Raw genomic sequence first — 24,996 nt, 5'->3', positions numbered from 1 at the left:
GAAGGGCATCAAGCGTTCTGGCGGTGGAGCTTTTCCAGTTTCTTCTTGATCCGGTCGCGTTTGAGCGTGGACAGGTAATCGACGAACAACTTGCCGTTCAGGTGGTCGCATTCATGCTGGATGCACACGGCGAGCAGGCCTTCGGCGATCAGTTCGTAAGGTTGGCCGTCGCGGTCCAGGGCCTTGATCTTGACCTTTTGCGGGCGATCGACGTTTTCGTAGAAGCCCGGCACCGAGAGGCAGCCTTCCTGGTACTGACCCATCTCGTCGGTCAGGGTTTCGAACTCGGGGTTGATGAACACCCGCGGTTCGCTGCGGTCTTCGGAGAGGTCCATCACGACGATACGTTTGTGCACGTTGACCTGGGTAGCGGCGAGGCCGATGCCTGGCGCTTCATACATTGTTTCAAACATGTCGTCGACCAACTGACGCACTTCGTCGTCCACTACGGCCACTGGTTTGGCGATAGTGCGCAGGCGCGAATCGGGGAATTCGAGGATGTCTAAAATGGCCATAAGCTTAATTGCTGCACGTGTGAGGTAAAGTCGGGTCGATGGCCTGGCGAGTCCGAAGATGCAGGCTACCGTTGTGAACGTAGCTTCCGGCTTTTCAATAATGAGCCGGAGGCGAGCCACGAGGGCTCTGGCGTTTCACGCGAACGTACATAATAAAGGGATTCACCGCATGAGGAAATCACTACTCGCCTTGCTCCTTCTGGCCTCGGCCGGTTTTGCGCATGGGCAAGTGCAACTCAGGGAAGGTTTTCCACAACAATACACCGTGGTGGCAGGGGACACACTCTGGGACATTTCCGGCAAATACCTGCGTGAGCCGTGGCAGTGGCCGCAGCTGTGGCAGGCCAATCCACAGATTGAAAACCCCAATCTCATCTATCCCGGCGATACGCTGTCGCTGGTCTACGTCAACGGTCAGCCACGCCTGACCCTCAACCGCGGCGCTTCCCGGGGCACCATCAAGCTGTCGCCACGAGTCCGCAGTTCGCCGGTGGCCGACGCCATCCCGAGCATTCCGCTGAAGTCGATCAACAGTTTTCTGTTGAGCAATCGCATCGTCGACAAGCTCGAGGATTTCGACAAGGCGCCCTACATCGTTGCCGGAGATGCCGAACGGGTACTCAGCGGCACCGGCGATCGAATCTTCGCGCGTGGCCATTTCGACCCGGCGCAGTCGGTCTACGGCATCTTTCGTCAGGGCAAGGTCTACACCGATCCGCAGAGCAAGGAGTTCCTGGGGATCAACGCCGACGACATCGGTGGTGGCGAAATCATTGCCACTGAGGGCGACGTCGCCACCCTGGCCCTGCAACGCACCACTCAAGAGGTGCGACTCGGCGACCGGTTGTTCAGCGGTGAAGAACGCTCGATCAATTCGACCTTCATGCCCAGTGCGCCAAGCACCGACATCAATGGCCTGATCATCGATGTGCCGCGTGGGGTCACCCAGATTGGCGCGCTGGATGTCGTCACGCTGAACAAGGGGCAGCGCGATGGTCTGGCCGAGGGCAATGTGCTGGTGGTGATGAAAACCGGCGAAACCGTGCGCGACCGGATCACCGGTCAGCCCTTGAAAATCCCCGACGAACGGGCCGGCCTGCTGATGGTATTCCGCACCTACGACAAGCTCAGTTACGGGCTGGTACTTAACGCATCGCGCTCTCTGGCGGTGATGGACAAGGTGCGAAATCCTTAAACACGTTCCACAAGTTACCAACAGAGTTATCCACAGCTTATTCCCGATTCGACGGGACTTTATAACGATCAAGGATGATCCATGTCGCTGTCTGCCTGTACGTCCGTTTCCCCTGCGGAACTGGAAGCTCGTTTACGCCTGCACCTTTTGCCCGAACTCGGTCCGGCACGTTTCAAGAAGTTGCTCGAAGCCTTCGGCTCTGCCTCCAAAGCCATCAGCGCACCCGCCAGTGCCTGGCGTGCATTGGGCCTGCCTCTCGCTTGCGCGGAGGCCCGGCGCTGCAGTGAAATTCGTGATGGCGCCAGCCACGCATTGGCCTGGCTAGAACGCCCGGGCCAGCATTTACTGATGTGGGACCAACCTGACTACCCCGCGCTATTGGCACAAATCAGTGATGCGCCGCCGCTGTTATTCGTCGCGGGCGATCCGGGCATTCTGGAAAAACCGCAGTTGGCGATGGTCGGCAGCCGTCGGGCGTCGCGACCAGGCATGGACACTGCCACCGCATTTTCCCGCAGTCTGGCCGGCGCCGGTTTTGTCATCACCAGCGGTCTGGCTCTGGGCATCGATGCTGCCGCGCATCAGGCGGCTCTGGATGTTGGCGGGCAAACAGTAGGGGTGCTTGGCACGGGGCTGGAAAATTTTTATCCACAGCGTAATCGACGACTGGCGGACGCCATGATCGCCTCGGGAAGTGCGGTACTTTCGGAGTTCCCGCTGGACGCCGGCCCTTCCCCGAGCAACTTCCCCCGGCGCAATCGGATCATCAGCGGTTTGTCCCTTGGTGTACTGGTGGTCGAGGCAAGTGTCGCCAGCGGTTCATTGATCACCGCGAGACTGGCGGCGGAACAGGGGCGTGAGGTGTATGCGATTCCAGGGTCGATCCATCACCCTGGCGCGAAGGGCTGTCATCAACTGATCCGCGACGGTGCGGTGCTGGTGGAAACCATCGAACACATCCTTGAGGCCTTGCGCGGCTGGCAACGGCTGCCGTTATCCACAGAAACGCCGCAAACGACGGTGACTCATCCACTGCTCATATTGCTCCACGCGGCGCCCCATACCAGCGAAGCCTTGTCGGTCACCAGCGGCTGGGCCTTGTCGAAAGTGCTGGCAGCGCTGACGGAGCTGGAGATGGACGGCCGGGCGGTCTGTGAGAGCGGCCGATGGTTTGCGCGGGTAAACTAGGTTTTATAAGGAAGATCGGTAAACTGCGCAGAGCCTTATTCCGGAGAGTTTTTCATGGTTAACAGTTGGCGTGTGCAGCAAGCCGCACGAGAAATTCGCGCCGGGGCGGTGATTGCCTACCCAACCGAAGCTGTCTGGGGCTTGGGTTGCGACCCGTGGGACGAAGAAGCGGTGGATCGTCTGCTGCTGATCAAGGGCCGGTCTGTGGATAAAGGCCTGATTCTGGTGGCCGACAATATCCGTCAGTTCGACTTCCTGTTCGAAGACTTCCCGGAGTTGTGGATGGATCGCATGTCCAGCACTTGGCCGGGTCCCAACACCTGGCTGGTGCCGCATCAGAATCTATTGCCCCAGTGGATTACCGGTGTGCATGAAACAGTGGCGTTGCGGGTCAGCGATCACCCTGTGGTGCGGGATTTGTGTGCGTTGGTCGGCCCGTTGGTGTCGACCTCGGCGAACCCTCAGGGTCGGCCGGCGGCGCGGACACGGATTCGCGTGGAGCAGTATTTCCGGGGGCAGGTTGATTATGTGCTCGGTGGCCATCTGGGCGGGCGCAAGAATCCGAGCGTGATTCGCGATCTGGCGACGGGGCATGTGGTGCGCCCGGATTGAGACCGCGTCATCGTTCTTCGCGGGCAAGCCTCGCTCCTACAGGGGATCAATGTCGTTCCGTGATCGTGTGAACGACACAAATCCTGTAGGAGCGAGGCTTGCCCGCGAAGAGGCCCTCAAGGCAACAGAATCGTCGAACCAGTCGTACGCCGCGCCGACAATTCGGTCTGCGCTTTCGCCGCATCAGCCAGTGGATAGAGCTGGCTGATGTCCACCTTCAGCTTGCCACTGATGATCATCTCGAACAGCTCATCAGCCATGCGTTGCAGGTTTTGCGCGTTGTTGGCGTAGGTCGCCAGCGTCGGCCGGGTCACGTAGAGCGAACCCTTGGCCGCGAGAATCCCCAGATTCACCCCATCGACTGCACCTGAAGCATTACCGAAACTCACCACCAGCCCCCGCGGCGCAACGCTGTCGAGCGATGTCAGCCAGGTATCTTTGCCTACACCGTCGTACACCACCGGGACTTTTTTACCGTCAGTCAATTCCAGCACGCGTTGTGCGACGTTTTCATGGCTGTAATCGATGGTCGCCCAGGCACCATTGGCTTTCGCCAGGGCGGCTTTCTCTGGTGAACTGACCGTGCCGATCAGCTTCACGCCCAAGGCCTTGGCCCATTGGCAGGCAAGCGATCCGACACCGCCGGCCGCGGCGTGAAACAGGATGGTTTCGCCACCCTTGAGTTCATAGGTCTGACGCAGCAAGTACTGCACGGTCAGGCCTTTGAGCATCACGCCGGCGGCTTGCTCGAAGCTGATGGCGTCCGGCAGGTGCACCAGATTGGCTTCCGGCAATACATGAATATAGCTGTAGGCGCCCAACGGGCCGCTGCCGTAAGCCACACGATCGCCAACCTTGAAGCGAGTGACTTCGCTACCGACCGCTTCGACCACGCCCGCGCCTTCAGCACCCAGACCCGAGGGCAGGGTCGGAGGTGCGTAGAGACCGCTACGGTAATAAGTGTCGATGAAATTCAGGCCGATGGCCTTGTTGGTCACGCGTACCTGTTGCGGGCCGGGTTCGGCGGGTTGGTAATCTACATGTTCGAGCACTTCGGGGCCGCCATGGACGCGGAACTGGATACGCTTTGCCATCTGCACTCTCCTTGGGTCTTGGCTTCTAGAGTTGTAGCGCCAAGCGCTCTATCGAACTCCCAAGCTTGATCTTCGTCAACTGCGACGGCACAAGGTGCAGTGTTATCCTACGCAGCAATTTGCCGCCGGCCTGTTTGAGCGCCGCGTAGCTTTGCCCGATTCAAGGTGATGCCATGACTACCCGCACCGAGGCCGTAAAAGCCTACCTGCTCGACCTGCAAGACCGCATTTGCGCTGCCCTGGAAGCCGAAGACGGCGGCGCGCGTTTCGTCGAAGACGCCTGGACCCGGCCTGCCGGTGGTGGTGGTCGCACCCGGGTGATTGAGAACGGCGCAGTCATCGAAAAGGGCGGTGTCAACTTTTCCCACGTGTTTGGCAGCGGTCTCCCACCGTCCGCCAGCGCCCATCGGCCGGAACTGGCCGGTCGAGGCTTCGAAGCCCTGGGCGTGTCGTTGGTGATTCACCCGCACAACCCCTATGTGCCGACGTCCCACGCCAATGTGCGTTTTTTCATCGCCGAAAAAGAAGGTGAAGAGCCGGTCTGGTGGTTCGGTGGTGGCTTTGACCTGACCCCTTATTACGGCAATGAAGAAGATTGCGTGCATTGGCACCGCGTCGCCGAACAGGCTTGCGCGCCCTTTGGCCCGGACGTTTACCCGCGCTACAAGGCTTGGTGCGACAGCTACTTCCACATCAAGCATCGTCACGAGCCACGGGGCATTGGCGGCCTGTTCTTTGATGACTTGAACGAGTGGGACTTCGACACCAGCTTCGCCTTCATGCGCGCCATCGGCGATGCGTTCATCGACGCGTACCTGCCGATCGTGCAACGCCGCAAGAATGATGCATTCACCGCCAAACAGCGTGAGTTCCAGGAATTTCGCCGTGGTCGTTACGTTGAATTCAACCTGGTCTATGACCGCGGCACGCTGTTCGGCCTGCAATCGGGCGGGCGCACCGAGTCGATTCTGATGTCGCTGCCGCCGCAAGTGCGTTGGGCCTACGACTGGAAGGCCGAGCCGGGCAGCGAAGAAGCGCGCCTGACCGAATACTTCCTGCAAGACCGCGATTGGTTGGCCAAGGCCTGAACGAGGAATTCTGATGGACCGTTATGTCGTATTCGGTAACCCGATCGGCCACAGCAAGTCGCCGCTGATCCACCGTCTGTTCGCCGAGCAGACCGGGCAGAAACTGGACTACAGCACCTTGCTGGCACCTCTCGACGACTTTTCCGGCTGTGCGCTGGAATTTTTCCGCGAAGGCCGTGGGGCGAATGTGACAGTGCCGTTCAAGGAAGATGCCTATCGCCTGGCGAACAGCTTGACCCAGCGGGCGCAGCGGGCCGGCGCGGTGAATACCCTGAGCAAACTGGCCGATGGCAGTCTGCTGGGCGACAACACCGATGGCGCCGGGTTGGTACGGGACCTGACGGTCAACGCCGGATTCAGCCTCGCGGGCAAACGCATTCTGCTGCTGGGGGCCGGTGGCGCGGTGCGCGGCGCGCTGGAGCCGCTGCTGGCGGAGCAACCGGCGTCGGTGATCATTGCCAACCGCACCGTGGAAAAAGCCGAATTGCTGGCGCAATTGTTTGCCGATCTGGGGCCGGTGTCGGCCAGCGGTTTCGATTGGCTGCGCGAGCCGGTGGACCTGATCATCAACGCCACATCCGCCAGTCTGTCCGGCGATGTACCGCCGATTGCCGGCAGTTTGATCGAACCGGGCAAGACGGTTTGCTACGACATGATGTACGGCAAGGACCCAACCTCGTTCTGCCGCTGGGCCAGTGAACATGGGGCTGCGGTGTCGATGGATGGCTTGGGCATGTTGGCCGAGCAGGCGGCGGAAGCTTTCTATCTATGGCGCGGTGTGCGCCCGGATACGGCGCCGGTGCTGGCCGAACTTCGCCGGCAACTGGCGCTGTAACCCTGTAGGAGCGAGGCTTGCCCGCGAAGGTAACGCCGCGGTTTTTCAGAAATACCGCGTCATCGTTCTTCGCGGGCAAGTCGGATCGCCGCACCGCTCGCTCCTACAGGGGGCAATGTTTCAATCCTCAAACCGGATCGGGCATTTCTCCGGCCCTTCCAGCTTCCTCAATTCCTCCACCACTTGCGGCCGTGCCTGCCGCAGGGTCAGGCTGCGATCCTGACGCAGCAGCCGTCGTGCTTCCTGGTGCAGCATTTCCACGCCCGAGTAGTCGATGAAGTTGATCTGTTGTGCCTCGATCACCACTCGCGGGCCTTGCATCCGTTGCAGGCGCACTTGCAGGTAATGGCTGGCGCCGAAAAAGATCGAACCGCCGACCCTCAGAATGTCTTCGTCGCCATTGCGCCAGTGCTGCACCCGTGGCTGTGAGGTGCGTTTGAGGTAGAAGAACAGTGACGCCAACACCCCGGCGTAGATCGCCGTCTGCAACTCAAGCAACAGGGTGGCGACACAGGTCAGCGCCATCACCAGAAACTCGGCACGGCTGACTCGCAACAAGGCGCGAATGCCGCGATGGTCCACCAATCCCCAGGCGATCAGCAAAATGCTGCCGGCCATGGCCGGGATCGGGATGTGCGCGATCAACGTCGCACCGAAGATCGCGAACAACGCCACCCACAACGCCGAAAAAACGCCCGCCAGTGGCGAGCAGGCACCGGCGTCATAGCTCAGGGCCGAGCGAGTGAAGGAACCGGCGGACAGCGAACCGGAAAAAAACGCCCCGACCATGTTCGAGAAACCCTGGGCGCGAACTTCCTGATTGGCATCGAGCAATTGCTGCGAGCGGGCCGACAGGGAGCGGGCAATCGACAGGCTGGTCACCAGCCCGAGCATGCCGACCGCCACCGCACTGGGCAGCAGGCGCAGTATCAGGTCCAGATCCAGCGGCAGCGGGCTGAAGGGCGGCAGCCGCCCGACAAACGCGCTGACCAGCTTCACATGACCGAACATCGCTGGCCACAGCCACACCAGCAATCCGCTCAGGGCCAGCGCGATCAACAGCGTTGGCCAGCGTGGTACCAGCAGTTTGAGCACAATGCCAACCGCAACCGTTGCCAGGCCCAGCAGCAGCGAGGGTTTGTCTACTTCGCCGAGATGATTGAGCAGCATCATCAAACTGTTGAGCGCCGTGGCCTGGTTGGGCACATCCAGCCCCAGCAGGTTCGGCAGCTGCCCGATGGCAATCACCACCGCCGCGCCGAGAGTGAAGCCCAGCACCACCGAGTGAGAGACGAAATTCACCAAGGCACCGAACCGCAGCAAACCCAGTAACCACTGGAAAATGCCCGCAAGGAAAGTCAGAAGCAGGATCAACGTGACGTAGTCCTGCGATGCAGGGACGGCCAGAGGACTGACGCTGGCGTACAGGACAATGGAAATGGCTGCTGTAGGACCGCAGATCAAATGCCACGACGAACCCCAGAGGCAGGCAATCAGTACCGGGATGATGGCGGCGTACAGACCATATTCCGGTGGGAGACCGGCGATCAGGGCGTAGGCAATCGATTGTGGCAACGCGAGAATCGCGCCGCTCAGGCCGACGATCAGGTCACGACCGACGCTGGCGCGGGTTTGCCGGGGCAACCAGGTCAGGAAGGGAAAGAGTGAATGGCGGCTGGGGAAGGCCATGGGTCCTCTCGGGCGGGGTTTTGCACAAGGGTAACAGGGTAAAACGATCATTGTGGCGAGGGAGCTTGCTCCCGCTCGGTTGCGCAGCAGCCGCCAATCCGGACAACTCGGTGAGACAGATAAACCGTGTTCGCCGAAATGGGAGCGCTACGCACTCCAGCGGGAGCAAGCTCCCTCGCCACAGAGAACCGTTACAACTTGGCTTTGACCGCCGGCAGAGCATCCTTGCCATCCACAGTCTTCACACCATCGAGCCATTTATCCAGCACCGCCGGATTGGCCTTGATCCACGCCTTGGCCGCGTCTGCATTGCTGACCTTCTTGTTCACCACCTCGGCCATGATGCTGTTCTCCATTTCCTGGGTGAAACTCAGGTTGGTGAGCAGCTTGCCGACGTTCGGGCAGGCCTGTGCATAACCTTTGCGGGTCAGCGTATAAACGCTGCCGGTGTCACCGAAGTACTTCTCGCCGCCCTTCAGATAATGCATTTTCAACTGCACGTTCATCGGGTGTGGCGTCCAGCCGAGGAAGGTCACGAACTTCTGTTTCTTCACCGCGCGGGACACTTCGGCCAGCATTGCTTGCTCGCTGGACTCGATCAGTTTCCACTGACCCATGTCGTAGTCATTCTTCTTGATGATCTCTTGCAGCGAAATGTTCGCCGGGGCGCCGGAGCCGATGCCATAGATCTTCTTGTCGACTTCTTTTGGATGTAGCTCGGCGTACTTGTTCAAGTCGTTAAAGTTATGCACACCCGCGTCCCAGACGTAATCCGGGACCGCCAGGGTGAACTCGGTGCCGTCGAGGTTCTTCGCCAGTTGTGTGACATCGCCGTTGGCCACGAACTTGTCGTAGAAGCCTTGCTGCGCCGGCATCCAGTTGCCGAGGAAGACGTCCACCTGGCCATCCTTCAGACCGCCAAAGGTGATCGGCACCGCCAGCGTGTCGACCTTGGCCTTGTAGCCCATGCCGTCCAGCAGAAACCCGGTGATGGCGTTGGTGGCGGCGATGTCGCTCCAGCCGGGGTCGGCCATCTTCACCGTTTCGCAGCTTTGCTCGGCGTACGCCGAGGCGCTGCCCAGAGCCAGAAGCCCGACTGTCAGTACTGTGGATAACTTTTGCATGGACGTCCCCTTAACATTATTGGTTTTGGCAGGGTTGTGGATAACGGGCTTTACGCTCCAGATCGTCGAGGTCGATGTGGTTGCGCATGTACTGCTGACTGGCGTCCACCAGCGGCTGGTGATCCCAGCTCTTCAGCTTGCCGATGGTCAGGGCGCCGGCGACGAAACGCCGGCGTCGCTGACTGGCGAGCACCTGTTGGTGGATCGCCGGGATATTCCATTTAGCCCGTGCTTCGGCGAGAAAATCCTCGAACAGCTGACGATATTGCGGCGAATGGCTGAGTTCTTCCTGTTCATGCGGGTCGTTGTGCACGTCGAAGAGCAGGCAAGGGTCGTCTTCGCTGTAGATGAATTTGTAGGCGCCGCGCCGAATCATCATCAACGGGCTGATGGTGCCTTCGGCCATGTATTCACCGAACACCTCGTCGTGACCGCCCTGCCCTTGCAGGTGTGAAACCAGCGAGCGGCCGTCCAGCGGCAGGCCTGGCTCCAATGAGCCGCCGGCCAGTTCCACAAAGGTCGGCAGCAGGTCGGCGGTGGATACTGCCGCGCTGACCCGTCCGGCGCCGAATTGCCCCGGCGCACTGATCAGCAGCGGTACGCGGGCGGCCATTTCGTACCAGTGCATTTTGTACCAGAGGCCGCGCTCGCCGAGCATGTCGCCGTGGTCACCGGAGAACACAATGATGGTGTCATCGATCAGCCCGGTTTCCTCGAGTGTTTGCAGGAGTTTGCCGACGTTGCTGTCGATATAGCTGCACGCCCCGAAGTAGGCACGGCGCGCGTCGCGAATCTTATCCACAGGCAGCGGCTTGTCCCACAGGTCATAGACTTTGAGCAGGCGCTGGGAGTGAGGATCGAGTTCATCCTGTGCGGGTGTTTCCGGCAAAGGGATGTCGGCGTCGTCGTACAGATCCCAGAACGCCTTGGGAATCGTGTACGGGTCGTGTGGGTGAGTCATCGACACGGTCAGGCAGAATGGCTGATCGCCATCCTCGCGGATGTGATCGAACAGGTATTGCTGGGCCTTGAACACCACCTCTTCGTCGAAATCCAGCTGGTTGGTGCGCACGCAGGGCCCGGCTTGCAGCACCGACGACATGTTGTGGTACCAGGTCGGTCGCACGTCCGGCTCGTCCCAGTTCACCGCCCAACCGTAGTCGGCCGGGTAGATGTCACTGGTTAGGCGTTCTTCATAGCCGTGCAACTGGTCCGGACCGCAGAAGTGCATCTTGCCCGACAGCGCAGTGCGGTAGCCGAGGCGCCGCAGGTAGTGGGCATAAGTTGGAACGTCGGCGGGGAAATCGGCCGCGTTGTCGTAGGCGCCGATCTTGCTCGGCAACTGACCGCTGACCAGGGTGAAACGTGACGGCGCGCAGAGCGGGCTGTTGCAATACGCGGCGTCGAATACCACGCCTTGGGCGGCGAGGCGGCTCAGATTCGGCAGTTTGATGGGCGAAGGGCCGTAGAACGGCAACATTGGCGCGGCCATTTGATCGGCCATGATGAAAAGAATATTTTTGCGCTTCATGTGATCGCGGCATTCCATAGTGGATATTTATGCGAGAGTGCTGTGGTCGAGCATGCAACCCATGGAATTTGTGGTAAAGCCCACGCCAGGCAATGACTAGGATAAGCACAGCTTATGTATGAAGCTCTCGGTGATTTGTCTCTGGACCTGCTGCGTGTCTTTGAGACCGCGGCCCGCCAACGCAGCTTTACTGCTGCTGCAGTGGAGCTCGGCACCACGCAACCGGCCATCAGTCAGCAGATCAAACGATTGGAGGAGCAGCTCGCAATACGATTGTTTGACCGCATTTATCGCGGTATCGAACTGACCGAGGCTGGCGCGATTCTGTTTGAGCAAGTTCAGCTCGGTTTACAGAATATCGACGCCGGATTGAGCGCGATCAGTGCACAGCAGCAACACGAAGTGTTGCAGGTGGCCACCGACTTCGCCTTCGCCGCGTACTGGCTGATGCCACGGCTGCACCGCTTCCATACCGCCCATCCTCAAGTGGATGTCAGCCTGGTTACCAGTGAGCGCAGCCACAACATGCTGCGCACTGATATCGATGTGGCGGTGCTGTTCGGCGATGGCCGGTTCAAGCAAGGCGAGAGCCATTGGTTATTCAGTGAAGAAGTGTTTCCGGTGTGCAGTCCGCTGCTCTTGAAGGATCGTCCCCTGCCCTTGCCGGCTCAGTCATTGCTGGAGTTTCCGCTGCTGCACCTGCGAGGCGAACACAGCAGCAACTGGTTCGACTGGAGCGGCGTGTTTCGCGAACTGGGGATCACGTCGGCGCCAGCGCCGGGGCAACTGCGCTTCGACAATTACACGTTGCTGATTCAGGCGGCGATTGGCGGCCAGGGCGTTGCGATCGGTTGGCGGCACCTTGTGGATAACTTGCTGGCGCAAGGTCTGTTGTGTCGACCGATTGCCGAGACAGTGATTTCCAGGCTGGGTTATTACGTGGTCCTGCCCCAGCGCAAACGGCGCGGGGCGTTGATTCAAACATTTGTGGATTGGTTGATGGCGGAACAGGCCAGCAGTGCGCAATCGCTTAATGGCCTTCCTTTGCCATCGATTGCGGTATGAGGGCTTTACGGTTCCGAAGTCGCGACAAAATTCACATGCTGGCCCACGTGCAAATTCAGCCATAACTCGTCGGCAATCCCGACGGCAACTCGGTTCAGCCGTTCCAGCGGTTCGGCCAGGCCGGGTTCCAGGCTCGTACTGATGTGACTGAAATGCTCGATGGACAGTCCCGGTACGCCGCGTGGGGCATTCACCAGGGTCCAGTGCAATGGGCTGCTTTGCAGCGCCTCGCGGATTTCTTCAGCGGCGTGGCGTTGCAGTTCGTCTTCTATCTCCGGATCGTCCAGCACCTCGAAATCACCCACCACAAACAACCGCGCGATACCCGCGGCCTGCATGCCGTCAATCAGTGCATCCACTGCCAGCACCTGCTCGACCGGGCCGGGCACGATGGATTTTTCGATGTGTTCGCTGTTCATCGGCAACCCCGGCGCATCCAGCAGGCAGATCACCGCCGAACAACCGGCTACGCTTTGCTTGACCCGTTTGGCATCGAACAGATTGCCGGCCTTGGTGCGCAATCCGGGGCGTGGCGCGAGTGCCGTCAGGTCATCGAGAATCGCGATCACTTCATGTTGGCGCCGCAGCATTTCAGCTATCAGCGCACTGCCCAGGCTACTCATGGCACCATAAAGCACTACCTTCACTACCGGGGTTTCGGCATTTTTCATGGCTGTGCTCCGAACGTCCTGCCTATATAGCGTGAGACCTGCAGGGAACGGTGTGGGTTCGACCAGGTATAAAGAGGTTTCAGATGCAACAGATCAAGGGCTACCACGCCCATGTCTATTTTGACGCCAACACCCTCCCGCAGGCCCGGGCCTTGTGCGAGCAGGCCGCGCAATTGTTTCCGCTGAAGATGGGCCGCGTGCACGAGCGCCCGGTCGGTCCGCACCCGGACTGGAGCTGCCAATTGGCTTTCGAGCCGCAATACATTGGCGAGGTGTTGCCGTGGCTGGCGCTCAATCGCAAGGGGTTGGTGGTGTTCCTGCACCCGGATACCGGCAACGATCTGCTCGACCACACCGAGCACGCGATCTGGATGGGGGCGATCCGGCCGCTGGACCTGTCTGTTTTCTGATCAGAGTTGTTCTCCTGTCTCACCAGAAATCGAGCAATGGCAGTGGGCGATATCCTGCAATAGCCCGCTGAATTGATAGCGGATTTGTCCGCAGTGGCAGCCGCCAGTGTGAAGTTCGCCCATGTTTTTTCCTCCTGAGCCCGTGTTTACGGACTTTCAACCCAGCCGACGACCGGTCGTACATTCGGTCAATGCTTTCATCCGCGAAAGCTGGCTGAAAGCTTCCCCGATTAGGATCGCCTCACTGCCGGCAACAGACCGGTTGGCCAACGCGAGTGTTTCATTGCCCGCCCGGCCCATTTAACAACAACAATGGTGATTCTGATGTCCACTCTTATCCGCCTCTTCGCTGCACCTCCGCCCGTACGTTTCGTGCTTCCCGTTCTGCGCTGACCTCATCGGTTCGCCCATTCCCTAGCCGCGCTACGCCTGGAGTATTCCTATGCTGACTTTCCTTGGCTTTGCCATGGTCATCACGTTCATGTTCCTGATCATGACCAAGCGCCTGTCCGCGCTGATCGCCCTGATCATCATCCCGATCATCTTCGCCCTGTTCGGCGGTTTCTCGCCGAAAATCGGCCCGATGATGCTCGAAGGCATCACCAAGCTCGCACCAACCGGCGTGATGCTGATGTTCGCCATCCTTTACTTCGCCCTGATGATCGATTCCGGCCTGTTTGACCCGGCCGTGCGCAAGATCCTCAAACTGGTCAAGGGCGACCCGTTGAAAGTGTCGGTCGGTACCGCCGTGCTGGCACTGATCGTGTCCATGGACGGTGATGGCGCCACCACTTACATGATCTGCGTGGCCGCCATGCTGCCGCTCTACAGCCGCATCGGCATGAGCCCGCGGATCATGGCCGGTCTGATCATCCTCGCCGGTGGCGTGATGAACATGACCCCGTGGGGCGGTCCGACCGCTCGCGCGGCCAGTGCGCTGCATGTGGACCCGTCCGCGATTTTCGTGCCGATGATTCCGGCGATGCTGGCTGGTGTGGTGGCGATTCTGGCGATTGCCTACTTCTACGGTAAGCGCGAGCGTGCGCGTCTGGGTGAATTGCATTTGGTCGGTGATGAAATCGATCACAGCGAAATCAGCGTCTCGCAGTTCCCGGATGCCCGTCGTCCAAAGCTGATCTGGTTCAACGGCGCGCTGACCCTGGCACTGATGGGCACCTTGATCGCTGGTCTGTTGCCGCTGCCGGTGCTGTTCATGGTGGCGTTCAGTATCGCGATGATCGTCAACTACCCTTGCCTGCAACAGCAGAAGGACCGCGTTGCGGCCCACGCCGGTAGCGTGTTGGCGGTGGTCGGGTTGATCTTTGCCGCAGGCATCTTCACCGGTATCCTGACGGGCACGGGCATGGTCGATGCAATGTCCAAGAGCCTGCTGGCAGTCATCCCGGATTTCCTCGGCCCGTACCTCGCCGTGATCACCGCGCTGGTGAGCATGCCGTTCACGTTCTTCATGTCGAACGACGCATTTTATTACGGCGTGTTACCAGTGCTTGCCGAAGCCGCCAGTCATTACGGTATAACCGCGGTAGAAATGGCACGTGCCTCGATCGTCGGTCAGCCCGTCCACTTGCTGAGCCCGCTGGTACCATCGACCTACCTGTTGGTGGCCCTGGCCGGTATCGAATTCGGTGACCATCAGCGGTTCACCCTGAAGTGGGCAGTGCTGGTTTGCCTGTGCATACTGGTCGCTGCATTGCTGATGGGGATTTTTCCGCTGTTCAGCACGCTATAAGCCCAAGACTCACCATGAGGGGTCCAGGCTTTGTTTGAAGCCTGGGCCCTTCGTGGTTTAAACACATCCTCAAAGGAATACACATGGAATGGCTGACCAACCCTGAAATCTGGGTTGCCTTCTTCACCCTGACCGCCCTGGAGATCGTCCTGGGCATCGACAACATCATCATGATCTCGATCCTGGTCAGCCGCATGCCCAAACACATGCAGGCGCGTACCCGGATCTTCGGCCTCGCGCTGGCCATGGTCACGCGGATTCTGTTGCTGCTGTCGATCACCTGGGTCATGCGTCTCACCGCGGACCTGTTCGAAGTGTTCGGCCAGGGCATTTCCGGGCGTGACCTGATCCTGTTCTTCGGTGGTCTGTTCCTGCTGTGGAAAAGCTCGCAAGAGATGTATCACGCGCTGGAAGGCGAGGATGAAACCAGCGACGAGCCAAGTGGCAAGGGCGGCAACTTCCTCTACACCATTATCCAGATCGCGATCATCGACATCGTGTTCTCGCTGGACTCCGTCATCACTGCCGTTGGCATGGTGTCCCACGTTCCGGTCATGGTTGCGGCAATCATCGTTGCTGTGCTGGTGATGATGTGGGCTTCCGGCACCATCAGCGAGTTCATCGACAGGCACCCGTCGCTGAAGATGCTGGCGCTGTCTTTCCTGTTGATCGTCGGTACCGTGCTGATTGCCGAGTCCTTCGATGTGCACGTGCCAAAAGGCTACGTCTACTTCGCCATGGCGTTCTCGCTGGCAGTGGAAGCGATCAACATCAGGATGCGCACCGCGATTGCGAAAAAACGCACACAGCAAGAGCCGGTGAAACTGCGCAAGGATGTTCCGGGCCAATAACCCGAACACCCTGCCATCACAAAGGGGCCTTTTGGCCCCTTTGTCATGTCTGCATCAAACTGTTTTCATGACAGTTTTATTTCAATCGCTGCTTTAGCTATGCGATGCTGGCGTCCAGACCGTTAGCCGACTACAGCTTAAGTACAGAACGTAGAAAAACGCGCGGCACCGTCGACTTGCCCCACTGGGGCGCTACCACCACAGGGGGCCTGTATGCTCACCCTGCTCAATTTATTATCGGCCGTGGCCTTGTTGATCTGGGGCACGCACATCGTCCGAACCGGCATCCTGCGGGTTTATGGCTCCAACTTGCGCCATGTGATTGGCCAGAACATGTCCAGGCGCTGGCTGGCGTTTGTCGCCGGGATTGTGGTGACGGCCATGGTCCAGAGCAGCAATGCCACCGCCATGCTCGTCACCTCGTTTGTCGGTCAGGGTCTGATGGCGCTGACCCCGGCCTTGGCGACCATGCTCGGTGCCGACGTCGGGACCGCACTGATGGCGCGGGTACTGACCCTCGATCTGTCGTGGCTGTCGCCGCTGCTGATCTTCCTCGGAGTGATTTTCTTTCTGTCGCGCAAGCAGACCCGGGTCGGGCAGATGGGGCGGGTCAGCATCGGTCTGGGGTTGATCATTCTGGCGCTGCAACTGATCGTCGAGGCCGCCGCGCCGATCACGCATGCTCAGGGGGTGAAGGTCATTTTCGCCTCACTGACCGGCGACATCCTGCTCGATGCGTTGGTCGGCGCGCTGTTCGCGATGATTTCCTATTCCAGCCTGGCTGCCGTCCTGCTGACCGCGACCCTCGCCGGTGCCAATGTGATCAGTCTGCCGGTGGCGATCGGCCTGGTGATTGGTGCCAACATCGGCAGCGGCATTCTCGCCTTCCTCAGCACCAGCATGCAGAACGCCGCCGGCCGTCAGGTGGCGTTTGGCAGCCTGTTGTACAAACTGATTGGTCTGCTGCTGATCATTCCGGTGCTCGATCCACTGGTGCACTGGATCGACAGCTTCGACTTCAGCGCTCAGGAAATGGTCATCGGCTTCCACCTGCTCTACAACACTGCGCGTTGCCTGCTCCTGTTGCCCAGCGTCGGGCCGATGGCCAGGCTCTGTGCGTGGTTACTGCCAGAGCGGCCGGATATCAACGGCACGGCCAAACCGCGGCACCTTGACCCGACAGCATTGGTGACCCCCAGCCTGGCGCTGGCCAATGCCGCTCGGGAAACCCTGCGTATCGGCGATCTGGTCGACAACATGCTTGAAGCCATGCTCGCCGTACTGCGTGGCAAACAGACGGCAGTCACCCAGGAAATCCGGCGCCTGACCGATGATGTCGAAGCGCTCTACAGCGCGATCAAACTCTATCTGGCGCAAATGCCCCGCGAAGACCTCAGCGAGCAGGACAGCAAGCGTTGGGCGGAAATCATCGAGTTGGCGATCAACCTGAAACTGGCCAGCGACCTGATCGAACGCATGCTGCGCAAGGTTCAGCAGCAGAAAACCTCGCAGCGCCGGTCGTTTTCCGAGGTCGGTCTGGAGGAGTTGGCGGGGCTGCACAGCCAACTGATTGCCAACTTGCGTCTGGGGTTGTCGGTGTTCCTCAGTTCCGACCCGGAAAGTGCCCGTCAGTTACTGCGTGAGAAACGTCGCTTTCGCGCACAGGAACGCCGCCTGGCCCACGCTCATGTCAGTCGTTTGCACCGTAAGATTGTGCAGAGCATCGAGACCAGTTCGCTGCATCTGGAGCTGATCGCTGACATGAGGCGTCTCAATTCGCTGTTTTGCAGCAGCGCTTATGCGGTGTTGGGCACTTCGGATACCGGCGCTCTGATGGTCGACGATTTGGCTGACATCACTCATTCACCCTGAACGTCCACAGTTACCTGAAGTCTGTTGTACTTACGCTGGTCGTACGGAAATTCGTTATGCGTTGTTTGCTGTTCGCTTGTCTGTTGCTCGGCGCCCTGCCTTCATTTGCCCTGGATCGCTTTCAGGTCGAGGGCTATACGTTGCCCAACGGTCTGCAATTGGTCCTCAAGCCGGGCACCGAGCGCGGGCATGTGGCAATTCGGCTGGTGATTGGCGTGGGTCTGGATGATTTCAGCTGCGCCGACAAGGAGCTGCCGCATCTGCTCGAACACTTGCTGTTCAGCGGCATCGACGCCACCGGCGAAGGTGGTCTGGAGGAGCGCATGCAGGCCCTGGGTGGTGAGTGGAACGCTTACACCAGCAACGCCGACACCACGTTCGTCATCGAAGCCCCGGCGAAAAACCAGCGTAAGGTCCTCGATCTGTTGTTGGCGCTGCTGACCCAGACCCGTATTGACGACAACGCGATCAACGTCGCCAAGCAGGTGGTCGAGCGCGAAGACGGTGGCCATTATTCGCACCTGCAACGCTGGCTGGATCGCCAGGACCTGGGCCACACCGCCAGCAACCAATTGGCGGTGGAACTGGGCCTCAAATGCCCCGAGCGCGCCGAAGTCGATCACCTGACCCGCGAGCAGCTGGAGAAGGTGCGCAAAGCCTGGTACGCACCCAACAACATGACCCTGATCGTGGTCGGCGAGCTCGACCGCCTGCTGCCGGCCTATCTGGAACGGACTTACGGTGCACTCCAGTCGGTTGAGCCGACTGAGCACTTGCCCTTGCCGGACATCCAGGCCAGCGCGGCCCACCAGCGCGATTTGAGTAGCGGTTTCGTCGGTGGCAGCGCCAAGTTGCACTGGCTGGTGCCGGAGCCGGTGCTGGAGGATCAGCACGACGAAACGTTCGATTTGCTCAAGGACTACCTGGACTGGGCGCTCTATCGCCAACTGCGCCTGGTTCATGGGTTGTCCTACGGGCCCTCGGCCGAGCGTGAGGTGTTTGGCGGAGTGGGCTTCATGAGCCTGAACGCCGACCTTGAACGCGACAACGTGTCTGCAGCAGAACAAGTGCTGGATGAGCTCAAAGCCGATCTGCTCAAGAACGGGCTCGACGCCACCACCTTCGCCCGCCTCAAACAGGCCGCCATCGCCCGGCAGGCCTGGGCCGTGCAAGGCAACAGCGCCTTGGCGGATTACTACTGGAGCGCCCTTGGAGACTACGAGGATGGCCATTTCACCAACCCGGCCAAGGCGCTGCAGGAAGTGACGCTGGCCGAGGCGAACAAGGCGATGCGTGAGTTGTTGTTGCAACCGGGGTATTTGCGGATCGAGAAGCCGCTGATGAGTTATGACCAGTTGATGTGGGCGATTGCCGGGGGATTTGGATTGATGGTGCTTGGGGCATTGGGTTGGCGTGTTCACGGCAGAAAGTAGTTATTTCCCTGTGGCAACGGGTTTTGTGTGGCGAGGGGGCTTGCCCCCGTTGGGCTGCGAAGCGGCCCTGAAAATGCGGCAACCTGGTTTATCAGGTACACCGCATTCGCCGATATTGCGACTGCTGCGCAGCCGAACGGGGGCAAGCCCCCTCGCCACAGGCCCCCTCGGACGGTACCCTGTCGGGGATTTTTCCCACGACTATTGTGAACCGCCGAATGCCGACTCTGACCCTGTACATACAGCGCATCCTGGAATTGATGAAGCGCTATCCCGGGGTCATCGCGCTCGGCGGTTTCATTTCCGGGGTCGGCAGCTTCATCTTGGTGGATCGCCAACAAAGCCTGGCGACCTGGATCACCACCATCATGCTGGTCAGCTGGGTCTGGCTGATGCTGGAAAACAGCCTCACCAAGTTGTTCGCCAGGGTCTTCAAACGCGAAATACCCCAGCCCCTGCTGCGTTATGCGACGCAGATGATCCATCAGGAAAGCCTGTTCTTCGTCCTGCCGTTCTTTTTCATCACCACCACCTGGAACAGCGGCCAACTGTTTTTCACGGGGTTGCTGGGCATGGCGGCGCTGATCTCGATCACCGACCCGCTCTACTACAAATGGCTGGCGCCGCGCCGCTGGGCGTTCCTGGCGCTGCATACCCTGACCCTGTTCGCCGCCCTGCTGACCGCCCTGCCCGTCATCCTGCACCTGACCACCTCCCAGAGCTTCAAACTGGCGCTGGGCATTGCCATGGTGCTGTCGTTCCCGAGTCTGGCGTCGATCTTCCCGATTCGGACCGTGCGCAATGCGCTGGCGATCCTCAGCATCACCGTTGGCATCGGCGCTGTCGGCTGGGTGCTGCGTTCCTGGGTTCCGCCGGCCACCCTGTGGATGACCGATGTGGCGATCAGCACCCAGATGCAGGACCGAACTCCCGGCAAGAGCCTGGAAGAAGTCAGCGCCGAGCAGATTCGTGGCGACGGTTTGTACGCCTACACCGCGATCAATGCCCCGCGGGGGCTGGACGAGCGGATTTATCACGTCTGGATGTTCAACGGTAAAGAGGTTGACCGCATCCCTCTGGATATCCACGGTGGACGCAAGGAAGGCTACCGTGCCTGGACCCACAAGCAGAACTTCCCCGGCAATTCCGCGGGCAAATGGCAGGTTCGGGTGCTCACCGAAGACGGCCAGTTGATCGGCGTGCTGCGCTTCAAGGTCATGGACAGCACACCTATCAAAGATAAGTAACGCGGTTCGTGCTATTAATCTGGTCTGCGCAATTGCCGAACAAGCAGGAGCTTATGACCAGTAGCACAACGCCCGGCAGTGCCCGACTGGATACCTCGCACATCCCAGCCCTGCTGCGGGTCACGGGGGACTGGACGCTCGCCCATTACGCCGATCTCAGTCACCTGAGCGAAAAGCTCCGCGGCCAATACGACAACAACACCCCCATCGACCTCAACGGCCTCGGTGCCCTGGATACGGCGGGTGCATCGCTGTTAGTGGAGTTGCTGGGCTCCGAGCGTCTGGGCAAATCCGCCGAACACCCTGATTGCACCCTTTCCTCCGCCGATCGCGCCTTGCTGCAGACGGTGTATTGCTCGCTGACTGATTTCTGCGTGCCGATAAAAGAGCCGGAAATCAGCGTCGGCATTCAACTGCTGACTCGCATTGGCCGTGCGGTCGATGCGGTCTGGCAGGACCTCCTGCAGCTGCTGGGCTTCGTCGGCCTGATCCTGCAAACCATCGCGCGCGGGCTGTTTTGTCCCAAGCGCTGGCGCCTCACGCCGATGGTCGCCCATATTGAGCAGACCGGCCTCGACGCCGCTCCCATCGTCGCCCTGCTGACCTTTCTGGTGGGCGCCGTGGTAGCGTTTCTCGGCGCGACCGTGCTGGCGAGTTTCGGCGCGAGTATTTTTACCGTGGATCTGGTGGCGTTCTCTTTTTTGCGGGAATTCGGTGTGTTGCTCACCGCAATCCTGATGGCCGGCCGCACCGCCAGCGCGTTCACCGCGCAAATCGGCTCGATGAAGGCCAACGAAGAAATCGACGCGATACGCACCCTCGGCCTCGACCCGATGGAGTTGCTGGTGGTGCCGCGGGTATTGGCGTTGCTGGTGGCGCTGCCGATGCTGACCTTCCTGGCGATGTTGTCGGGGATTGTCGGCGGTGGCGTGGTGTGTGCGCTGTCGCTGGATATTTCGCCGGCGATGTTCCTGTCACTGCTGCAATCGGACATTGGTATTCAGCACTTCCTGGTGGGAATCGTCAAAGCGCCGATTTTTGCGTTCCTGATTGCCGCCATCGGCTGTCTCGAAGGCTTCAAGGTCAGTGGCAGCGCCGAGTCCGTCGGCGCGCACACCACGTCGAGCGTGGTGCAGTCGATTTTCGTGGTGATCGTCCTCGATGCCGTGGCCGCATTGTTTTTCATGGAGATGGGCTGGTGAGTCGTTTACCCCGAGCGCCCTCCGAGGCGGTGATCGAAGTCCGTGGGTTGTGCAATCGTTTCGGCCGCCAGAGCGTGCACGAGAACCTCGACCTGGATTTGTACAAGGGCGAAATTTTGGCGGTGGTCGGCGGTTCCGGCAGCGGCAAGTCGGTGCTGTTGCGCAGCATCGTCGGCTTGCGTCAGCCCAGCGAAGGGCTGGTGAAGGTCTTCGGCAAGAACTTGCCGAGCCTGTCGGAGCACGAGCGCTCGCTGATCGAACGGCGCTTCGGTGTGTTGTTCCAGAAAGGCGCCCTGTTCTCTTCGCTGACGGTGACCGAGAACGTCGCCCTGCCCCTGATCGAACACGCCGGCCTGAGCCGTACCGACGCCGAGCACCTGGCGGCGGTGAAAATGGCATTGGCCGGATTGCCCTTGTCGGCGGCCGACAAGTACCCTGCTTCACTGTCTGGCGGCATGATCAAGCGCGCCGCCCTGGCCCGGGCGCTGGCGCTGGACCCGGACATTCTGTTTCTCGACGAGCCCACCGCTGGTCTCGACCCGATTGGCGCGGCGGCGTTCGATCAATTGATTCTGACCCTGCGCGACGCGTTGGGTTTGAGTGTGTTTCTGGTCACCCACGACCTCGACACGCTCTACACCATCACCGACCGGGTGGCGGTGCTGGCGCAAAAGAAAGTACTGGTGGCGGATGCCATCGACAAGGTTTCGGAAACCGACGACGCGTGGATTCACGAATACTTCCATGGCCCTCGCGGCCGCTAACCAGCTCAACGAGGTCTGACATGGAAACCCGAGCCCATCACGTGTTGATCGGCCTGTTCACCGTCATAGTGGTGGCAGGCGCCCTGCTCTTCGGTTTGTGGCTGGCCAAGTCCAGCGTCGACACCGAATTCAAGGATTACGAAATCGTCTTCAACGAGGCGGTCAGCGGTTTGTCCAAGGGCAGCGCCGTGCAGTACAGCGGGATCAAGGTCGGCGATGTAGTGACGCTGCGCCTGGACCCGAACGATCCGCGCCGGGTGTTGGCACGGATCCGCCTGGGCGGCGATACCCCGATCAAGGAAGACACCCAGGCCAAACTGGCGCTGACCGGGATCACTGGCACCTCGATCATTCAGCTTAGCGGTGGCACGCCACAAAGTCCGACGCTAAAGGGCAAGGACGGCAACTTGCCGACCATCGTGGCATCGCCCTCGCCCATCGCCCGTTTGATGAGTGACAGTAACGATTTGATGACGGGTGTGAACGTGTTGATGCAGAACGCCAATCAGATGTTTTCTTCGGAAAACGTCGAGCGCATCAGCAAAACCCTTGAGCATCTGGAGCAAACCACCAGCACCATCGCTGACCAGCGCGGCGACATTGGTCAGGCCATGCAGCAACTGGCGTCGATCGGTAAACAGGCCTCGGCCACACTCGAACAAACCGCAGGGCTGATGCGCAACGCCAATGGCCTGCTCAACGATCAGGGCAAGCAGATGTTTGGCAGTGCCGAGCAAGCCATGAAGTCCCTGGAACAGAGCAGCGCGACCCTCAACTCATTGCTCACCACTAATCAGGATTCCCTCAACAACGGCATGCAGGGCCTCAATGGCCTGGCGCCGGCGGTACGTGAGTTGCGCGATACCTTGAGCTCTTTGCGCACCATTTCCCAGCGACTTGAGGCCAACCCCAGCGGTTACCTGCTGGGCAGCGACAAGAACAAGGAGTTCACGCCATGAAGCTGATCCCGTTAGCCTTGGCTGCCGGTTTTGCACTGATCAGTGCCTGCTCGATTCTGCCCAAGTCCGAGCCATCCGATGTCTACCGGTTGCCCTCGGCCCAGAGCGGCGCACCGGCCAATCACAGCACGGTGCTGCACTGGTCGTTGCGGCTGGCCAAGCCGCAGACCAGCGAAGCCTTGAACAACCCGAAGATCGCCGTGATCCCTCAGGGTGACCTGATCAGCAGCTACAAGGCTTCCCGCTGGAGCGACCCGGCACCGGTGTTGCTGCGCAATCGTCTGCTCGATGGTTTCCAGCGTGATGGTCGGGTGCCGTTGCTCAGCACTGACGACAGCAATCTGCAGGCGGACCTGGAGCTGGGCGGCAACCTGCAGGCATTTCAAACCGAATACCAGGGCACGACAGCGAGCGTGGTCGTGCGGCTGGATGCATTGCTGGTGCGTGGGTATGACCAGCGCATCCTCGCCAGTCGGCGCTTTGAAGTGCGCCAGCCGTTGAGCGATGTGAAGGTGCCGGCGGTGGTCGCCGGGTTCGGCCAGGCCAGCGACCAGTTGACGGCGCAGGTGGTGGCCTGGACGGTGGAGCAGGGTCAGAAAGTCGTGCCGCCGCTGAGGCCCTGAAGCCACCGCTGAAAGGAGCGAGCTTGCCCGCTCCCACAGGGTTTTCGTTTAACCGAAGAACCAGTAGCAAACCCCGATGGCCCCCAGCACCCCGCCAAGCTCCGCCAGCAGCGCACAGCCCACCGCATGCCGTGCACGCTGGATGCCCACCGCGCCGAAATACACCGCCAAGACATAGAAAGTCGTTTCGGTACTGCCCTGGATCGTTGCCGCCACCAGCGCCGGGAAGCTGTCCACCCCCTCGGTCTTCATGGTTTCGATCAGCATTGCCCGGGCGGCACTGCCCGAAAAGGGTTTGACCAATGCGGTCGGCAAGGCATCGACAAAGCGCGTGTCCCAACCGGCCCACGCCACCAGGTGACGAATCCCGTCCAGACCGAAATCCAACGCTCCGGATGCTCGCAGCACACCCACGGCGCAGAGCATCGCCACCAGATACGGCAACAGGTTCTTGGCGACGTCGAAGCCTTCTTTGGCGCCTTCGACGAATGCCTCGTAGACCTTCACCTTGCGTAATGCGCCGATGATCATAAACAGCATGATCAAGCCGAACAGCGTCACGTTGCCGAGGACCGATGACAGGCTCGCCAGCGCGGTCGCCGAGAGCGTCGCCAGCAGTGCCATGAAGCCGCCAAGGGCGAGGGCGCCGGGAATCAGGTATGCCAGCACCACCGGGTCCCAGATGCGCAGGCGTTGCATGAACGCTACGGTCAGGAAGCCGACGATGGTCGAGCAACTGGTGGCAAGCAGGATCGGCAGGAACACCAGCGTCGGATCGGGTGCGCCTTGCTGGGCACGGTACATGAAGATCGTCACGGGCAGCAGGGTCAGGGAGGACGCGTTGAGCACCAGGAAGAGGATCTGCGCGTTGCTGGCGATCGTTGCACTGGGGTTGAGCTCTTGCAGCGCCTTCATGGCTTTGAGGCCGATCGGTGTGGCGGCGTTGTCCAGGCCCAGGCCGTTGGCGGCGAAGTTCAGGGTGATCAGGCCTATGGCGGGATGACCGGCCGGCACTTCCGGCATCAGGCGCAGGAACAGTGGCCCCAGCGCTTTCGCCAGCCACTCGACGATCCCGGCCTTCTCGGCGATCCGCAGAAAGCCCAGCCAGAGGGTGAGGGTGCCGAACAACAGGACCATGACCTCGACCGATAATTTGGCCATGGCGAAAATACTTTCCACCATCGCCGCAAAGATCCCGGCGTTACCGCCGATCAGCCATTGCGCCAGCGCCGATACGGCTGCCACGATGAAGAAGCCAAGCCACAGGCCATTAAGCAT

At 60.3% G+C, this 24,996-nt stretch carries 23 protein-coding genes and 1 pseudogene; 16 read left to right on the top strand and 8 right to left on the bottom strand.

Features of this window, described 5'->3' with window-relative positions:
• Positions 1-8: 8 nt before the first annotated feature.
• Positions 9-515, bottom strand: coding sequence for a peptide deformylase (def, locus tag AC30D7_RS22800; RefSeq protein ID WP_007941507.1), 507 nt, complete (start codon positions 513-515; stop codon positions 9-11).
• A 169-nt stretch (positions 516-684) separates the two neighbouring features.
• Between def and AC30D7_RS22795 the strand changes: the two genes are divergently transcribed.
• The 3 genes from AC30D7_RS22795 (at position 685) to tsaC (ending at position 3,510) form a co-directional block, all read left to right on the top strand.
• Entirely contained in the window at positions 685-1,710 is a 1,026-nt protein-coding gene (locus AC30D7_RS22795) for a LysM peptidoglycan-binding domain-containing protein (RefSeq protein ID WP_490135567.1), read from the top strand.
• A gap of 81 nt (positions 1,711-1,791) precedes the next feature.
• A complete protein-coding gene (gene dprA / locus AC30D7_RS22790; protein WP_490135566.1) occupies positions 1,792-2,898 on the top strand; it encodes a DNA-processing protein DprA in 1,107 nt (368 codons plus the stop codon).
• Between the two features lie 54 nt (positions 2,899-2,952).
• Entirely contained in the window at positions 2,953-3,510 is a 558-nt protein-coding gene (gene tsaC, locus AC30D7_RS22785) for an L-threonylcarbamoyladenylate synthase type 1 TsaC (RefSeq protein WP_490135565.1), read from the top strand.
• Between the two features lie 116 nt (positions 3,511-3,626).
• Here the strand turns inward: tsaC and AC30D7_RS22780 are convergent, their stop codons facing one another.
• Complete coding sequence (locus AC30D7_RS22780) at positions 3,627-4,604, bottom strand: NADPH:quinone reductase (RefSeq protein ID WP_490135564.1); 978 nt, start codon at positions 4,602-4,604, stop codon at positions 3,627-3,629.
• 173 nt (positions 4,605-4,777) lie between these two features.
• Here AC30D7_RS22780 and hemF point away from each other — a divergent pair, with 173 nt between their 5' ends.
• Positions 4,778-5,692 (top strand): oxygen-dependent coproporphyrinogen oxidase, encoded by a 915-nt coding sequence (hemF, locus tag AC30D7_RS22775; RefSeq protein WP_490135563.1) that lies wholly within the window; start codon positions 4,778-4,780, stop codon positions 5,690-5,692.
• Positions 5,693-5,705: 13 nt separating this feature from the next.
• Positions 5,706-6,527: a shikimate dehydrogenase gene (aroE, locus tag AC30D7_RS22770; RefSeq protein ID WP_490135562.1), complete on the top strand. Its 822-nt coding sequence runs from the start codon at positions 5,706-5,708 to the stop codon at positions 6,525-6,527.
• A gap of 120 nt (positions 6,528-6,647) precedes the next feature.
• Here aroE and AC30D7_RS22765 read toward each other — a convergent pair whose 3' ends face one another.
• From AC30D7_RS22765 to betC, 3 genes are all read right to left on the bottom strand, one after another.
• Entirely contained in the window at positions 6,648-8,216 is a 1,569-nt protein-coding gene (locus tag AC30D7_RS22765; RefSeq protein WP_490135561.1) for a SulP family inorganic anion transporter, read from the bottom strand.
• Between the two features lie 191 nt (positions 8,217-8,407).
• The gene (choX, locus tag AC30D7_RS22760) at positions 8,408-9,340 is read right to left on the bottom strand and encodes a choline ABC transporter substrate-binding protein (RefSeq protein WP_490135560.1); all 933 of its coding nucleotides are present in this window, start codon (positions 9,338-9,340) and stop codon (positions 8,408-8,410) included.
• Between the two features lie 16 nt (positions 9,341-9,356).
• Entirely contained in the window at positions 9,357-10,871 is a 1,515-nt protein-coding gene (gene betC / locus AC30D7_RS22755; protein WP_490135559.1) for a choline-sulfatase, read from the bottom strand.
• Positions 10,872-10,985: 114 nt separating this feature from the next.
• On the opposite strand from betC, the gene AC30D7_RS22750 reads away from it, so the two are divergent.
• The gene (locus tag AC30D7_RS22750; protein ID WP_490135558.1) at positions 10,986-11,936 is read left to right on the top strand and encodes a choline sulfate utilization transcriptional regulator; all 951 of its coding nucleotides are present in this window, start codon (positions 10,986-10,988) and stop codon (positions 11,934-11,936) included.
• A 5-nt stretch (positions 11,937-11,941) separates the two neighbouring features.
• Here the strand turns inward: AC30D7_RS22750 and AC30D7_RS22745 are convergent, their stop codons facing one another.
• Positions 11,942-12,607, bottom strand: coding sequence for an NAD(P)-dependent oxidoreductase (locus AC30D7_RS22745; RefSeq protein WP_490135557.1), 666 nt, complete (start codon positions 12,605-12,607; stop codon positions 11,942-11,944).
• Between the two features lie 83 nt (positions 12,608-12,690).
• Here AC30D7_RS22745 and AC30D7_RS22740 point away from each other — a divergent pair, with 83 nt between their 5' ends.
• On the top strand, positions 12,691-13,017 hold the full coding sequence (locus AC30D7_RS22740) for a DOPA 4,5-dioxygenase family protein (RefSeq protein ID WP_490135556.1): 327 nt from the start codon (positions 12,691-12,693) through the stop codon (positions 13,015-13,017).
• Positions 13,018-13,044: 27 nt separating this feature from the next.
• Here AC30D7_RS22740 and AC30D7_RS22735 read toward each other — a convergent pair.
• Positions 13,045-13,140 (bottom strand): annotated as a pseudogene (locus AC30D7_RS22735) (GFA family protein); the annotation flags it as partial.
• A 319-nt stretch (positions 13,141-13,459) separates the two neighbouring features.
• Between AC30D7_RS22735 and AC30D7_RS22730 the strand changes: the two are divergent.
• The 9 genes from AC30D7_RS22730 (at position 13,460) to AC30D7_RS22690 (ending at position 23,718) form a co-directional block, all read left to right on the top strand.
• Positions 13,460-14,767: a CitMHS family transporter gene (locus tag AC30D7_RS22730; protein ID WP_205888962.1), complete on the top strand. Its 1,308-nt coding sequence runs from the start codon at positions 13,460-13,462 to the stop codon at positions 14,765-14,767.
• A gap of 83 nt (positions 14,768-14,850) precedes the next feature.
• Positions 14,851-15,618: a TerC family protein gene (locus AC30D7_RS22725; protein WP_019580315.1), complete on the top strand. Its 768-nt coding sequence runs from the start codon at positions 14,851-14,853 to the stop codon at positions 15,616-15,618.
• 213 nt (positions 15,619-15,831) lie between these two features.
• On the top strand, positions 15,832-17,490 hold the full coding sequence (locus AC30D7_RS22720; protein ID WP_490135555.1) for a Na/Pi cotransporter family protein: 1,659 nt from the start codon (positions 15,832-15,834) through the stop codon (positions 17,488-17,490).
• 56 nt (positions 17,491-17,546) lie between these two features.
• Positions 17,547-18,923, top strand: a complete 1,377-nt coding sequence (locus AC30D7_RS22715) for a M16 family metallopeptidase (RefSeq protein ID WP_490135554.1) — start codon at positions 17,547-17,549, stop codon at positions 18,921-18,923.
• Positions 18,924-19,141: 218 nt separating this feature from the next.
• On the top strand, positions 19,142-20,170 hold the full coding sequence (locus AC30D7_RS22710; RefSeq protein ID WP_490135553.1) for a DUF5924 family protein: 1,029 nt from the start codon (positions 19,142-19,144) through the stop codon (positions 20,168-20,170).
• 53 nt (positions 20,171-20,223) lie between these two features.
• A complete protein-coding gene (locus AC30D7_RS22705; protein ID WP_490135552.1) occupies positions 20,224-21,372 on the top strand; it encodes an MlaE family ABC transporter permease in 1,149 nt (382 codons plus the stop codon).
• A complete protein-coding gene (locus tag AC30D7_RS22700; protein ID WP_490135551.1) occupies positions 21,369-22,136 on the top strand; it encodes an ABC transporter ATP-binding protein in 768 nt (255 codons plus the stop codon). Before AC30D7_RS22705 ends, AC30D7_RS22700 begins: the two co-directional genes overlap by 4 nt.
• 20 nt (positions 22,137-22,156) lie before the next feature.
• Positions 22,157-23,095, top strand: a complete 939-nt coding sequence (locus AC30D7_RS22695) for an MlaD family protein (RefSeq protein WP_490135550.1) — start codon at positions 22,157-22,159, stop codon at positions 23,093-23,095.
• Positions 23,092-23,718 carry an ABC-type transport auxiliary lipoprotein family protein gene (locus AC30D7_RS22690; RefSeq protein WP_490135549.1) on the top strand — a complete coding sequence of 209 codons (627 nt, stop codon included), beginning with the start codon at positions 23,092-23,094 and terminating at the stop codon, positions 23,716-23,718. The genes AC30D7_RS22695 and AC30D7_RS22690 overlap by 4 nt, the downstream gene beginning before the upstream one ends.
• 48 nt (positions 23,719-23,766) lie before the next feature.
• Here the strand turns inward: AC30D7_RS22690 and AC30D7_RS22685 are convergent, their stop codons facing one another.
• Positions 23,767-24,996 carry a nucleoside recognition domain-containing protein gene (locus AC30D7_RS22685; RefSeq protein WP_019580309.1) on the bottom strand — a complete coding sequence of 410 codons (1,230 nt, stop codon included), beginning with the start codon at positions 24,994-24,996 and terminating at the stop codon, positions 23,767-23,769.

The organism is Pseudomonas sp. DF5 (assembly GCF_058148225.1).
This window is presented reverse-complemented; position numbering and strand designations above follow the sequence as displayed.

Bases quoted from the DNA above. Each gene is read 5' to 3' on its own strand.
- AC30D7_RS22730 (WP_205888962.1), top strand. From the start codon at position 13,460: ATGCTGACTTTCCTTGGCTTTGCCATGGTCATCACGTTCATGTTCCTG.
- AC30D7_RS22795 (WP_490135567.1), top strand. From the start codon at position 685: ATGAGGAAATCACTACTCGCCTTGCTCCTTCTGGCCTCGGCCGGTTTT.
- AC30D7_RS22740 (WP_490135556.1), top strand. From the start codon at position 12,691: ATGCAACAGATCAAGGGCTACCACGCCCATGTCTATTTTGACGCCAAC.
- betC (WP_490135559.1), bottom strand. From the start codon at position 10,871: ATGAAGCGCAAAAATATTCTTTTCATCATGGCCGATCAAATGGCCGCG.
- AC30D7_RS22695 (WP_490135550.1), top strand. From the start codon at position 22,157: ATGGAAACCCGAGCCCATCACGTGTTGATCGGCCTGTTCACCGTCATA.
- AC30D7_RS22780 (WP_490135564.1), bottom strand. From the start codon at position 4,604: ATGGCAAAGCGTATCCAGTTCCGCGTCCATGGCGGCCCCGAAGTGCTC.
- choX (WP_490135560.1), bottom strand. From the start codon at position 9,340: ATGCAAAAGTTATCCACAGTACTGACAGTCGGGCTTCTGGCTCTGGGC.
- dprA (WP_490135566.1), top strand. From the start codon at position 1,792: ATGTCGCTGTCTGCCTGTACGTCCGTTTCCCCTGCGGAACTGGAAGCT.
- AC30D7_RS22745 (WP_490135557.1), bottom strand. From the start codon at position 12,607: ATGAAAAATGCCGAAACCCCGGTAGTGAAGGTAGTGCTTTATGGTGCC.
- AC30D7_RS22720 (WP_490135555.1), top strand. From the start codon at position 15,832: ATGCTCACCCTGCTCAATTTATTATCGGCCGTGGCCTTGTTGATCTGG.
- tsaC (WP_490135565.1), top strand. From the start codon at position 2,953: ATGGTTAACAGTTGGCGTGTGCAGCAAGCCGCACGAGAAATTCGCGCC.
- AC30D7_RS22750 (WP_490135558.1), top strand. From the start codon at position 10,986: ATGTATGAAGCTCTCGGTGATTTGTCTCTGGACCTGCTGCGTGTCTTT.
- hemF (WP_490135563.1), top strand. From the start codon at position 4,778: ATGACTACCCGCACCGAGGCCGTAAAAGCCTACCTGCTCGACCTGCAA.
- AC30D7_RS22705 (WP_490135552.1), top strand. From the start codon at position 20,224: ATGACCAGTAGCACAACGCCCGGCAGTGCCCGACTGGATACCTCGCAC.
- AC30D7_RS22685 (WP_019580309.1), bottom strand. From the start codon at position 24,996: ATGCTTAATGGCCTGTGGCTTGGCTTCTTCATCGTGGCAGCCGTATCG.
- def (WP_007941507.1), bottom strand. From the start codon at position 515: ATGGCCATTTTAGACATCCTCGAATTCCCCGATTCGCGCCTGCGCACT.
- AC30D7_RS22710 (WP_490135553.1), top strand. From the start codon at position 19,142: ATGCCGACTCTGACCCTGTACATACAGCGCATCCTGGAATTGATGAAG.
- AC30D7_RS22690 (WP_490135549.1), top strand. From the start codon at position 23,092: ATGAAGCTGATCCCGTTAGCCTTGGCTGCCGGTTTTGCACTGATCAGT.
- AC30D7_RS22715 (WP_490135554.1), top strand. From the start codon at position 17,547: ATGCGTTGTTTGCTGTTCGCTTGTCTGTTGCTCGGCGCCCTGCCTTCA.
- AC30D7_RS22725 (WP_019580315.1), top strand. From the start codon at position 14,851: ATGGAATGGCTGACCAACCCTGAAATCTGGGTTGCCTTCTTCACCCTG.
- AC30D7_RS22765 (WP_490135561.1), bottom strand. From the start codon at position 8,216: ATGGCCTTCCCCAGCCGCCATTCACTCTTTCCCTTCCTGACCTGGTTG.
- aroE (WP_490135562.1), top strand. From the start codon at position 5,706: ATGGACCGTTATGTCGTATTCGGTAACCCGATCGGCCACAGCAAGTCG.